The sequence below is a fragment of the Pseudoalteromonas sp. T1lg65 genome (assembly GCF_051930985.1).
GTDB lineage: Bacteria > Pseudomonadota > Gammaproteobacteria > Enterobacterales > Alteromonadaceae > Pseudoalteromonas.
The window spans coordinates 308,835-323,336 of sequence record NZ_CP196838.1; the positions used below are offsets into that span (position 1 = coordinate 308,835).

The 14,502-nt window shown below is 45.1% G+C and carries 5 protein-coding genes; 2 read left to right on the forward strand and 3 right to left on the reverse strand.

All coding sequences use genetic code 11. The annotated features are described in order from the left end of the window. The first annotated feature begins 261 nt into the window (after nucleotides 1-261). A complete protein-coding gene (locus ACSLBF_RS18760; RefSeq protein ID WP_440056922.1) occupies nucleotides 262-2,595 on the forward strand; it encodes a TonB-dependent receptor domain-containing protein in 2,334 nt (777 codons plus the stop codon). A gap of 63 nt (nucleotides 2,596-2,658) precedes the next feature. Next, entirely contained in the window at nucleotides 2,659-3,792 is a 1,134-nt protein-coding gene (locus ACSLBF_RS18765; RefSeq protein ID WP_440056923.1) for an alkaline phosphatase family protein, read from the forward strand. 116 nt (nucleotides 3,793-3,908) lie between these two features. Here the strand turns inward: ACSLBF_RS18765 and ACSLBF_RS18770 are convergent, their stop codons facing one another. From ACSLBF_RS18770 to ACSLBF_RS18780, 3 genes are all read right to left on the reverse strand, one after another. Next, entirely contained in the window at nucleotides 3,909-4,523 is a 615-nt protein-coding gene (locus ACSLBF_RS18770; protein ID WP_440056924.1) for a phage tail protein, read from the reverse strand. 172 nt (nucleotides 4,524-4,695) lie between these two features. After that, a complete protein-coding gene (locus ACSLBF_RS18775; RefSeq protein ID WP_440056925.1) occupies nucleotides 4,696-13,359 on the reverse strand; it encodes an Ig-like domain-containing protein in 8,664 nt (2,887 codons plus the stop codon). 192 nt (nucleotides 13,360-13,551) lie between these two features. After that, complete coding sequence (locus ACSLBF_RS18780; protein WP_440056926.1) at nucleotides 13,552-14,499, reverse strand: formyltransferase family protein; 948 nt, start codon at nucleotides 14,497-14,499, stop codon at nucleotides 13,552-13,554. Nucleotides 14,500-14,502 lie beyond the last annotated feature (3 nt).

Genomic DNA, 14,502 nt, shown 5'->3' on the forward strand with positions numbered 1-14,502 from the left:
TTTTCTTATGGTACTTTCTTAGCTGCCGTAACTTGCACCAAACAATTGCCACTTTGAATGTACACTAATTCGCTTTACAACAAATGACATAAAAATATGCTGCTCACTTTGTAAAATTACAAAAAGTCACACTAGAGACATACAACTTTCATTTTTCATTAATTGAACGTTCAATAAAAAGAAGGCCAGTTGTCACATTTTAGAGACATACTGCCGCCCAACCTTTTAGTAATAAGCATTAGTTTAAAAGTTGGGATAATTATGAGACTTAACCGTAACTACAATTTGATCACCGCTGCGTTATTTGCAGCGTTTACCGCAGGTGTTCAAGCAGAAGAAAAGAAACAAGATGACACAATAGAAGAAGTCACTGTCGTTGGACAAAGTGTTTCCTTTGCTAACAACGCCACCAGCGATGAAATGGTCAAACAACAAGCCTCTATGACATCTGCATTAGCAGTGATCGACAACCTTCCAGGTGTACTAATCAATGAAGGCGACACTTTCGGTTCAGATGATTGGTCAACAACCGTATCTATTCGTGGTTTTCAGTTAAGTCTTGATGAACAACAAATCGGTATCACCATTGATGGGATCGCGAACGGTAACTCAAATTATGGTGGTGGCGCGAAAGCCAACCGCTATATCGACACAGAAAACCTAGGTGCAGTTCAAGTATCTCAGGGTACTGCTGATATCGCTTCCCGCTCAAACGAAGCGCTGGGCGGTACATTAAACTTCACCACCATTGACCCAAGTGAAAACCAAGGTTTGACTCTGTCTATTACCGCAGGTGACTTCGAAGCGAAAAAGTATTTTGCCCGTTATGAAACCGGTGAAGTGCTAGAAAACACTTACGCTTGGGTGAGTGTTTCAAGCTCCAGCAACACCGACTGGGTTAATCAGGTAGGTAACACCGAACGCGACCATATCGCGGCAAAGATCAAGCATGAAAATGGCCCGCTAACGATTAAAGCCTATGGCTCATACGATGATGCTCATGAAGCGAACTACCAACGCATTAGCGCCGCTCAATTTAAAGAAAACCCAACCTGGGACCGCTTAACTGATACCATCACTGGCATTCCACATATCGACCAAGTTTATCGTAATGGCTGGCAAACGCACCGTGAAAATACCTTTGGTTATCTAGAAGCGGCCTACGAGCAACAAGATTGGTCACTGACGGGTAACGTATATGTTCACAACAATAAAGGCCGTGGTGATTGGATCCCGCCTTACATCATGGACATCAACAATGATGGTCCAAACAAGCCACATTCAGAACTACTTGGTCAGGCACCTTATACGGGTGGTGAACAGATCGGTAAGATTTTCTTTGCAGATAAAGATGGCAATGAAATGCTGCCAATCGAAGGTTGCCCTTCAAGCCTAACATTCCCATACGGTGGCGCTGGCGCTGAATATGACCCTGCTTGTCACGAAGCGGGGGCAATTCCAGTTGGTTCTTACCGCCACACACACTATGGCAAAGACCGCATTGGCTTTAATGGTGACTTTGTTCACTACGGTCAACTAGGTGATATGCCTAATACATTACGAGCAGGTATCTGGTATGAAGATTACCAACGTGAAGAGTGGCGTGATTGGCACAAACGTACCGACACGCGCTCATCAATTCAATTCGACCATACACCGTATTGGGTTCAGTACAGCCGTGAATTTAACGTAGATACCACGATGTTGTATGTGGAAGACGAACTAGACTTGGGTGCAGCCCGCGTTCGTGTTGGTGCCAAGAAGTTTATGGTTGAACTTGAAGGTATTAATAAGTTCGACTCATCTAAGAATGTTTCGGTAGACTCTGATTCAGATACTCTGTTCAGCGCTGGTATTGTTGCACCAATGCCAGTCGAAGGTTTAGAGCTTTTTGCTGGTTACGCTGAAAACTTTGCAGCTATCAAAGACACGGTATTAGAGCGTGACGCTTCTGCACTTGAAGAGATCCAGCCAGAAACCGCTGAAAACATTGACCTTGGTCTACGCTACAACTCAACTGACTTGAGCGCGAGCTTAACCATTTATAATGTTGATTTCGAAAATCGTTTGACCTTTATTTCTGCTGATTCAACAGATGGTATCAACTACGATGTAGGCACCAGCGGCGCATACAAAAACGTCGGTGGTATCGAATCTAAAGGTTTTGAAGCGTCAGCGACTTGGTACATCAGCAATGAGTGGGGCTTGTATACGTCATACACCTATAACGACTCTGAGTATACCGAAGGTACTGCTGACTTCCCTAAAGGTAAAACGGTATTTGGTTCTGCTGAAGACTTGTTTGTGGTGTCTTTAGACTGGGCGAAAGGTAACTACTTTGCAGGTTTATCTACAAAATGGGTAGGCGACCGTTGGATGGACGCTAAAAACACCAAGAAGATAGACTCTTACACTGTGGCTGACTTCTACGCAGGTGTGAGCATCAGCCAGCCAGTAAACGGTATCGAGAATGTCGAATTAAAATTCACGATTAATAACTTGAATGATGAAAGCTACCTTGGTGGTGTTGCTAACCAATCTGCCTGGATCGGCGCGCCACGTACAGCAGCAGTTAATTTCAAGGCTACATTCTAAGATTTTTAGCTGACCTGATTTCCCTAGGGGCACTGCGGTGCCCTTTTTTAATGGAGTGACAAAATGAAAACTTTTTTAGTATTCTCGCTACTGCTGTTTACCAACCTTTGCTCTGCCAATAGCCATCCAACTAACCTTGTGTTGGTGACTATTGATGGCGTACGTTGGCAGGAAGTGTTTTATGGTATCGACAATGCGCTGGTTAATCACGCTGAAGTAACAAAGTCACCAGAGCAACTACGGCAACTATTTGATGCTGAAACAGAGCAGCAAAAGCGTGAAAAACTGATGCCATTTTTATGGCAACAAGTCGCAAAGCAAGGTGCCATCATTGGCGATAGAAACAAGGGGTCGTTAATGCGCGTGAGTAACCCTTGGTACTTTTCTTACCCGGGCTACAATGAAATCGTGACGGGTTTGGCCGACCCAAGCATTGATTCAAACGACAAAGTGCCTAATCACAACGTGTCATTTTTAGAGTGGTTACAAGCAAAGCCTGAGCAAAAAAACAATCTCGCGGTATTTGCTAGCTGGGATGTCTTTCCAGCCATTTTCAATCGCCAACGCAGCGGCTTACATATTAACGCTGGATTTGAACAAGCAGCCACGACCGATCCCGTATTATTAAAAGTGAATGCGTTACAATCACAAATCCCCAGTCCGTGGCAAACGGTTCGCTTTGATGCCTTTACTTATCAGTATGCAAAAGCCTATGTTGAGCAGCATAAGCCCCGTGTGATAATGCTGGCGTTAGGAGAGCCTGACGATTACGCCCACAATGGCAATTATGATGAGTACATCAAGGGCATAAACCGCGCTGACAAGCTCATTGCGCAATTGTGGGAAACCTTACAAGCTATCGAACAGTATAAAGACAATACTTATCTAATCATCACCACAGATCATGGCAGAGGAAAAACAGTGGCCGATTGGCAACACCACTCTTCAAGAAAAGCCATTGCGAAAAAATATCCACAGATGTTAGAAAAAGCCCCGAATGGCATTGTTGGCTCTGAGCAAGTCTGGCTAGCTGTAGTTGGACCTAAGGTGGCAGCGAATGGTTTAGTTAAATCAAACGAGGAATACACGTCTTCGCAAATCGCGGCGACGGCATTGGTTTTACTTGGTGAAGATCCAGCTAAGTTCAACCCTAAAGCTGCCAAGCCTATGACTAAAGTTGTGGCGAATTTCCCATAAATAATACCAATTCACGTTAATATCTGATCAACTAATTTATAGAACTGGTATAACCAATAAGATACCGCAAAATCATGACGCCTATGCGGTATCAACTTCTTTATCCAAGCCTTAAATTAAGCGCGTGATGGATAAAGGCCAAGAATACAAATTTGCCAGTTGATTGCAACACTGGGGTTACGAATATCTATGTCATTACCCGTACCTGTGGATAGAATATTGACTATAGCTGACGCTGCAGATTGAACGTCAACTTCTGGCCCTTTTATTTCCACAAGCTGCTCTTTTGACAACGGCGTTGATTTGAAGAAACTGGGGTTTTGTGCCGTGCCAATATAGCAGTCTTCGTTAGGGGTTTGCAGGTTAGCTGGATTTTCCGCCACTGCGAGCGTCGCTGTTGCCTTACTTACTACTGAGACGTGAGTTTGAGCCATATGAGTATGCGACGGTAGCTGATTGACGTTTAAACGAATAGACTCTTGTCCTGGCGTTTGGCCCAAACGAAAGGGCTCCAAGCCTGGAGCCTGCCCATAACCAATCGGACTTCGGCCTCTTAAGTCGGGTAATGCAAATGTTGTTCGACCATCTCCACCATAAATTGTACCCAATAACGAATAAACCGCTTGATACTGTGCAATCGCCATGTATTGCCCACGACACTCCGCATAATCTCGCACCGCAAAATTACCTGCGAACGGCATCATTTCACATTGATATGCGCCTTCAGACATAGTTTGATTCCTTGATTATTGTTAAAATTTTTATAGTTACTAGAACCATACCTAAATTTTGAATATAGGTACATTACTTTATATTACAGTCAAGCTATTAAGTTGCGCACTATAAAAAAGCCCTATATGACAAATATATAGGGCTTTGGCTTTTTATGTAAATCAGATTATTTTAGAAGCGATAACTGACTGACACTGCCACTTCATCTATGTCATTTTCTGAAATAAAATAGCGACTATAGTCCATACCTAACGAGGTTGAATCACTCAGCCGATAATGTAGACCAGCACCAGCAAAACCGCTGGTTCCATCGTTTTTATGCACAATGCGCGAGCTACCATTTAACTTGCTATCAATTTCAGACTTCCAACTGAGTGCACCAACAAACAGTTTGCCAGTTAACGCGCTAGCCAGCTTAGCTTCATAACCCAGCTGTAGCGCAGTCCCTTTGGGTAAAACTGGGGCTAAAGAGGACAAGGTTTTATGCATCTCATCAGGTGTTGCAGTTAAGCCACTGAACGCGACTTTACCCTCACCTAAATCGATATATCTCAAACCCACATCCCATTGTGGTGATAGCTGATAAAAAGCGCCGATAGACCAGCTGGTGCTTTTGTCATCTAGGTAAGCAGTAGCGAACGAGTCGTTCGCTACCTTGCTATCTGCTGATGCTACACCAGCGGTACCAGCCACTTTCCAGTCGTTTGCCATCGCCGCTGTGGTCACTAGCGCCATGCTGCTTACTAGTGCAAATGCAGGTAACCCTGATTTGCTGCGACGAAGTACCAGAGCAGAAATAAGTAACACACTCAGTACACCCAGACTACCCGATGAGCTATTTTCAACTTTGTTGTCTGACTTGACGTTTACAGCAACGCGCACTTCGCCTTCTGCGGTTGCGCCAAATTCATCGCTAACCACATAACGGACAGTATCTACGCCTTCAAAGTTGCTTGCAGGAGAATAACGTAGTTGAGCTCCCTCAATGGTTACCGAACCGTGCTCCGCTATAGCTGAAACCAGCGTCAGCGCCAACCCTTCAGGATCAGTGTCGTTAGCTAATACGTCTAGTAGCAGCGCTGCGCCATTGGTGCTAGCACTGTCATTTACCGTAACAGGCGCTTGGTTATTTGCGATAGCAACCGTCACCATACTTTGCGCCGTCCCACCAGCGCCGTCAGTAATACCGTATTGAACAGTTGCAACCCCTAAGAACATCGCAGGCGCGGTGTAAGCTAGTTGGTTGTCGACCACTTCAACTTGACCAAAGTCAGCCGAGGCACTGGTGATTGTTAGCGTGTTGCCATCTGCGTCCGTATCATTAGCAAGTACATCAATGACCACCCTTTGGCCTGAGATCACCGTAAGTTCATCGCTATTTGCGACAGGCAAGGCGTTATTAGACATCGGCACGGCAACACCCCCTGGGTCTACCACAGTACCGTTGGCAACGCCGTCATCGTCGTTCGCGCCACCATCTTGAATACGCAGTTGCACACAGTAATCCCCTTCTGTCATACCATCGATCCACTGTGCATCACCCGGAGGAGGACAGAAGCCTAGCTCACCACGTGCAGATAGCACCTGGTTGTTCGCATCAACCACAAAGTTATTCCACTGACCATCTTTGAACTTGCGGTATACCGCATTGGCTGGAATAGGTTTACGTTGTGGGATCACGATGCTGTACACATCACCATCTTTAGGTAGACCTACTGCAATGTAGTCAAAGATACCGCCAATATTGACCGCTTCAGTATCTGCTGTAACTTCAGTTTCGAATAGCTGCACACCACCGGTTTGGTTTTGTGCAACCGTGGCACCTTTACGCAAGCACACACCAGCATCACCTTCTACTAAGAATTGTGACGATTCATTGACTTGTTGCGGCATCACGTTACACGTATCGATGTTATCTAGGTAGTCAGGGATACCGTCGCCATCTGAGTCTTGATAGCCTTCTTGGTTATCCGGGATCAAGTCGCCATCACTGTCGGTATCTGACAAGGTTGCCAATGTGTCGACTACTTCAACATACACTTCCGTTTTAGTTGACAGACTTGGCGTAGCATCATCAGAAGCAATCACCACGACTTTGTAAATACCAACCGCAAGCGACTCTGGGTTAAAGATAAATACGTTGTCAACGAATGATAGATTCTCAAGCTCACTCGGGGCTTGCCATTCCACACTAACTTGGTCGTTTGCATTAACATCGGCTACCTGCGCAGTAATCGACACTTCAGCGTTAGTTGCTGTGACTAAACTACGTGCTTCGCCATTTTGTGAAACCACCGTACGCACGCTTGGCGCTACGTTTTGTTCAACAATGGTAAAGGTTGCTGTTGATTTGGCACCGGCATTTACGCCTTCGCCTAGAGTAACTACGATGGTTTCGTTGTTTTCCACTGCGCTATCAGCAAATACGGTGAACTCAATACTCGCCTGCGTTCCGGAAGTAATAACAAACTCACCTGATTGTAAATCATGATCAGCAGCATCAGCTGTGCCTGTCACTGTATACGGGATAGTGACTGGATAACTTGGCGCTTCACCATTTAAATACACTGCTAGCGTATAGCCATTATCCTCGCTGACTTGTGCATCTTTTTGTAATGAAACTAATGGATTGACATTCACCACTTGGTTTGCAACGACCTGTCGGCCTTGGCTGTCTTCGGCTTTCCAGTGTACAACGTGGCGACCCGGAGCAAAGATAGGCTGCGCTTCATTGATCGAAACCGGTAACGCATTACCACTGCCATCATTTGCTACTGCTGTGCCAAGGTCTACTTTAGTAAACAAACCCGTTGCATCTACGGTAATAGATTGTGGCGCGACAATACTTGGGCTGATTGCCCCCGATGAACCACTAGTAATAGTGACTTCCGCTTTAGCTTGAGCACGTCCCTTACTGCCATCTTCCACAAGGTAAGAAATCACAGCTTGGCCTTGTGACACACCTTCGGCAAGCAGAGTCAGTACATTACCATCTACCGCTACGTTTCCTAGTGTTGACTTAGCGCCCACAATACGCAGCGTATCTCCGTCTACATCGGTATCGTTTTCCAATACGGGTAAGGTGTACTGACCTGAATTATTCGCTGTGAATGTGAAGCTATCATCAACGGCTACCGGTAAGTCATTGACTGCTGAAACCGTCATGGTCACCGTTGCTGCTTCAGAGCTAAGCTCACCATCGCTAACTGTGTAGGTAAATACGTCGGTACCATTAAACTGAGGTGCAGGTGTGTAGCTAAACACGTCACCTTGAACCGTTAGCTGACCACGTTGTGGCTGGCTTTGGATTTCAACAGTTAAGCTATCGCCGTCGATATCGCTGATATCCGCCACAAAGCTGGTTGTGCCGTCTTCTTTAACCGTTTGCTGCATATTGTTAGCCACAGGTGCAGCATTAACTGCCAACACTTCGATGCTAAACGTAGCAAGACTGTCGCTTAGCGAACCATCGCTAACGCTTACCACAATACCACTGTAAGTTCCTACATCATCACGTGTTGGTGTACCAGACAACAACCCAGAATCCGCGCTGAACTCAGCCCAGCTTGGTTTATTGGTAATAGTAAATGTCAGTGACTCAGAGTCGATGTCAGACGCAGAAGGCGCAAAGCGATAAGGCTGATCTTGCTTCACATTGAACGCTGGCGTACCTGAAATCACAGGTGCATCATTCACGGCATTCACTACAATGTTGAACGCGTCTAGACTGGTTGTGGCTTTACCATCGGTTACTGAGATGACAATGCCAGCATAGTTACCGTCTTGACCTTCCGTTGGTGTGCCTGTTAGCGTACCCGTCGCATCGTCAAAGCGTGTCCAGCTTGGTTGATTTTCGATAGAGAATGTCAATGCATCTTTATCTACATCGCTGGCAACTGGCGTAAAGCGATAGTTTTGATCTTCATTGACCGACTGAGATGGCGTACCTGAAATTACTGGAACGTCATTAACCGATTCAATGGTGATGGTTACTTTCGCTTGGTTAGACACTAACCCTTCTGCATCTTCAACGGTATAAGTTAACTCGTCGTCACCAAAGTAGTTCTCATTTGGCGTATACAAGATTGCGCCTTCTGCTGTCACTTTCGTAGTACCGTTTTCTGGCTGCTTAACCACAGTCACCGACGTTGGCTTCAATTCGCTGTCCACGTCCGTGTCGTTACCAAGTACGTTCACTTCAAGACTGCCATCTTCAAGCAATTTCGCAGTGTTGTCTTGTGCAACTGGCGCGTCGTTTACAGGCGTAATCGTCACTTCAACAGTCGCAGGCTCTGAACGCAAGTCTTCGCTGTCAGCTACGGTATAGGTAAAGGTCAGTAAACCATTTTTGTCCTGCTTCGGCGCTATGGTTAGTTCACCATTGTCACCAACCGTAACCTTGGCTAACTCGTAGTCACCACCATCTTGTAAAGTGATTTTAGCGGCAGCAAAGGCTTCATCTTCAATGTCTTCGTCATTGGCTAAAATAGCTAAAGTGACTGACTCATCTTCTTTGGTCGTCGTTTTGTCGTTTGCAACGGTCGGACGGTCATTGACTGCACCAATGTTGATAGACACTTCGGCTTCGTTCGACTCTGCGCCGTCGTTGTCGGCAATCACATATTTAAAGCTGTCTTCTTTGTTTACGTTCTCATTTGGCATGTAAACAAGCGTACCTGCTTCTTGGTTAATAGTGACTTTACCTTTACTTGGCTCTTGAGTAACACGAATGTTGCCTTTCGGGTTCGTATCTTCAACATCGCTTGCTTCGGCTCTTACAGCTAACGCGTCAGATGCGGTGTCTTCGTCAATATTAACAATAAAGTTTTCTGCTTTTGGCGCATCGTTTACCGCTGTTATGTTAACCAATACTTTGGCTTCTTCCGATACCAGCTGCTGGGCGTCTTTTACTGTATAGGTAAAGCTATCTTCACCGTTAGCATGCTCATTTGGGGTATACAACACGATGCCATTTTCAACGGTTACCTTACCTTTAGTCGGCTGAGTCACTAGGGTCATCGAAGACTTATCAATATTGTTTTCAGGATCGGTGTCATTGGCTAACAAATCCACTTTTGCCGATGGCGTATCTTCTGTTAGGTCAATCACATCGTCTGCAACAGTCGGTGCGTCCTCAACGGCTTCCACCTTAATGGTCGCAGTATATTTCTCAGACTCAGCTTTGGCATTGTCTTGGTAGTAAAAAGCAAAGCTATCTAGATGGTTTTCACTGCCATCATGAACATATTTGTAGCTACCGTCTTGGTTTAACGTCAGCGTGCCGTATTTAGGCAGGCTACCTGCAAGCACAATAAGCTTTTCATCAGGATCATTAGAAGCGTCATCGTCTTTGCCTTTCTCCATCAAGCCTTCTGTTGCGTTAACCTCTAGTGTTTCACCTTCTTTAACGTTAAGCGTTACGTTTTCACCGGTCGGCGCGTCATTGGTATTAACCACTTTTAGATCAAAGCTATCTAAACTGGTTTCATCTGTACCATCGTTAACAGTAATGATGATCCCTGTGGTTTCACCCACGTGCTCGTTCTTTGGTGTACCAAATAAGCGACCCGTTTTAGGGTCAAACTCTGCCCAAATCGGTGTTTTATTAATCGTAAAGGTATGCGTATCGCCTTCGTCGGTGTCTTTTAATGTTGGCGTAAAGTCAAACTCGCTGTCTTCATCTACCGTCGTTGCTGGTTCGCCAGACAATTCCGGTTTAAAGTTGTAGCGCTTGGTCACTGAAGCTGTTACGGGGTCACTGGTGTTACCCGCTGCATCGGTTATTAGCACAGACAGTGAAATTTCACCTTCAGGCAGGCTCGACAAATCAACGTTGGTGATGGTCTGCTTGCCATCAACCGCTGCAAAGTCAGGCGTAAGTTCGATTGGAGTTGGACTATGACCATCAACCATTTGGCCTGTGAAAGTCAGCTTAAGCGTGCCTTTTTCTTCCAAGCCGGTAAGGATAACACTCGCAGCTTTTTCATTGTCTTTGGTGAGTAATGTTTGCTCAAACGCTGCTGTGATACCAGCTGGAGCAACCGTATCAACCTCTATGGTGACAGTATCACTGCGAGTCTCATTGCCTGCATCGTCAAACATGATAAGCAAGAACGTATGGGTACCCTCTCCAAGGGTATGCTCACGATTAAGCCTAGCAGTCCAAGTACCCATATTTGTTGCATTCACATTTTGCAGAAGTTGAACTGACTCCCCAACAACCTTATACAATTTGTTAAAGTACGGGCCGGGACTAACACGACCTTTAAAGGTTGGCGTGCGAATATTGGTCAATTTATCGGTGTTCGACAGACCAGTGTCACTGGTAGAGGCTAAGTCAATTGTGAATTCCCCTTTTGGTGCAGTGATGTCGATTGTTACCACTAAACTTTCAGACCGTTCGCTGGTTGTTCCACCTGCATCCGTCGCAGTTGCGTAAATCGTATTGCTATCCTCTGACAGCGCTTTCGTGCTGGTGATTTTCCATTGACCGTTACCATTCGGATCTAGAGTTTGTTCTCCCAGTAAGTCTGAATTGTTCGAATATAACTTAACTGTAGAGCCTCGTTCTGCTGTACCAACAAAAGTTGGAGTCGTCATACTCGTGTAGTTATCAGAAGATGATTTACCTGTATCAGATTCCGCAATCATATCTGGCTTTGACGGCGGCATAGGCGCTGCATCATCATTGACCTTAATAGTAAAGGATTGTTCAAATGTTACTGTGCCATCATTAGCCTGAACACATATCACATGATCACGCGCTTCAAGCTGTTGCTTAGAAAGCAGTTTATTTTCAGTAATGGTAAACGCTGTGTTATCCGTGCTCGCTGCACAGCGACCATTGTCACTCGTGCCCGCTGTCACCAAGGTATAGCTATGACTGTCACTTACATCAACGTCTGTGGTTTCAACGGTAATAACTGTTTTATTTTCGCCGGTTATTGATTGATTTACTACCGTCGCAGACGCAGTTATTGCTGTAGGTGCGTCATTTACATTAACCACTTCCAATGTAAACGCCGAAAGGCTAACTGTGTCTTTACTATCGGTGACGCTGATAATGATGTTTTCAATTTTACCTACGTGCTCGTTCTTTGGTGTACCAAATAGGCGACCCGTTTTAGGGTCAAATTGCGCCCAAATCGGTGTTTTATTAATCGTAAAGGTGTGAGTATCGCCTTCGTCGGTGTCTTTTAACGTTGGGGTAAAGTCAAACTCGCTGTCTTCGTCAACTGTCGTTGCTGGTTCTCCAGATAGCTCAGGTTTAACGTTATAACGCTTAGTTACAGAAGCTGTTACGGCATCACTGGTGTTACCCGCCTCATCGGTTACTAGCACAGACAGTGAAATTTCACCTTCAGGCAGGCTAGACAAATCAATGTTGGTGATGGTCTGCTTGCCATCAACCGCAGCAAAGTCAGGCGTAAGTTCGATTGGTGCTGGACTATGACCATCAACCATTTGGCCTGTGAAAGTCAGCTTAAGCGTGCCTTTTTCTTCCAAGCCAGTAAGCGTAATGCTAGCCGCTTGTTCATTGGTTTCATTAATCAAAGTTTGGTCAAATTTGGCAGTAAAGCCTGAAGGCTTTGTTTCATCTATGGTGAAAGCAAGCGGAGCTGATGCAACTGTTGTTTCACCATTTTTTGTGGCTTGTGCTGTAATTGCATAGTTTCCATCCGAACGTCGGGGTATCGTAATTGACCATGTCCCGTTCTGAACAGTGGCTGTACCGCCGTCAATTGTGCCATTTATGGTCAAGCTTATCGTTGAACCATTTTCACCTGTACCTACAAACGTAGGTGTCGAATCATTTGTAATTGTATCAGTCTTAAGGCCGGAGTTAGATCCGTCATCAAGTTTAGGCGTAGATGGAACGGCCAGAGGATCATCATCCACATCTCTAATCGTTACCGTTATCTCTTGCAGGTCACTCGCATCAGCATTATCTGCTACACGGACATCTACGATATAACTATTATTGCTATCACTGTCGCTAGGAGCTTCATAATCAGGTGCTGATTTAAAGCTAAGATTTCCCGAGCTATCTATTTGAAATTTATCAGCGTCTTTGCCTGTGACTAGGCTGTACGATAGTGTATCGCCTTGATCTGCATCGGTAGCAACAACTTTGGTTACCGCTGTGGTGTTTTCATCGACATTGATAGTAGCAGTGTCACCACCACCATTTGAGGTGATAGCAGGCGAGGTGTTAGTTACAACTGGAGCTGAAAACTCAAATATATTCAAGGTATTTTTTGGCTTATATTTACCACTATGCTGTCCTGAACCATCCAGAATAGGAAACCGAATTTCCAGTAGATCGATATTTTTCCACTTTTCTTTTTCTGACAAATCAGATTCACGTGTGATAGAAAAACGAGAATCCGGTGAAATATCGTTTCTTTTTACCTGCTCCGTCACAATTTTGGAACCGTTAAGATATCCAGTTAATTCAACATGCATGTTGACACTTTCGGTAATTTGGACATGCGCTATAAAGCCAACCTTATCTAGACTAAACGTAGAACCTATTGCCTTAACAGAGTAACCAATATCGTTTTGGTCCCAACCTGAAGAATTCAGACTCAGCAATTCATTAAAATACACCCCATAAGTTGGATCAACCTGAATCTTCCCTTCAGTGACGGGAGTTACCCGGGAGTCAAAGGTAAGGGATATGTTTTTCCCATTAACTGAAGAGGAGTAAACGTATTCATCGGTAGTACCGCTTGCTTGCCAAGTTACACTCGTGGCATACCCCAACGAGGAATAAAGTGATAAAAAGCAAACGCTGGTGTAGACCAGCCAATTTGCCAATTTGGTTAGCTTCATATTTGCTCCATATTCAGGTTTTACCCTGAGATAACCAAAAAGTTAAAACAACGATGAGTTGGCATGTGGGCCATGCCGTGTTCATCTCTGATATCAAATAAAAATTATTATTAAATTCAATTGAATGGCGGTGCTTAATGGGCTTTCTTAAAGGTTTGCAGCTCAGTTGTTAAGTCACCGCTATTTACCGCATTATCTGGTGATTGCAGGTAGCAAACTCATACCGGCCTCCAATCTAAATAACACCGCAAAGCGGTAACCGTCGAACAACCCATGCTGGGTGCCAATAATGTCTAATCGCAACGCGCTGTCTTGGGTTTTCACCACTAGCCCGTTGTGTTTGTCTAATTCGATTATGGTGCCGGCGGGAATGCCAAAAAGTGAGGTAGTAACTGCTGTAGCCTGCATCAGTTGATGCCAACCTTGTTGCACCTGAAATTGTGCGACGTAGCTAACGGCATTTCCGGCTCGTGCCATATTGGCAATTTGCACACTGGACTGCGTGGACCAATTAATCGACAGATCATCAGCTTTTACCAACGACGCACGACTGCTCTCTTCAATTTGTGGTTGCCAGCTCGTTGCTCGTTGTGCGTCAAGCTGAATAAATTGATGGATCAGCTGCACACAGGCTTGCGAAAGTTTTTGCGAAACTGCCGAACTTCCCTCAAACGGGTGGACATCCACGTTAAGGGTGTTGGCAATATCACCGTAGCCGATTTTTTCAGTCGCTCTATATAAGGTAAGTGTAATGTGCGATTCGCCATTTCTGACTTGCCAATACAGCGCATCTTTACCTCGATAAGTTGGTAACGCACCGGGGTGGATCACGAACAGTTGCTCGGCAAAATGCGCTAAACAAGTTGGCTGTATTTTTTGGTTAAACTGGTAAAGCAAACCACGCGTTGCATTTAGCTTGTTTAACTCTGCGCACAACATCGCATCGCTGCCTTCGCGATAACAAAACACAGGGATCTGCTGCTGTTGTACCCAATGGGCTAGTTGTGCCACATCTGGGTTGGCTTCATCATTAGGCAATACCACACACGCCAGTAAACCCTGTTGCTGTAAAAAACTAATAGCGGGAATGCTCTGGCATGTCCCGCTAAAAAATGCGTATGGTTGATTGGAAGTTGTCATGGT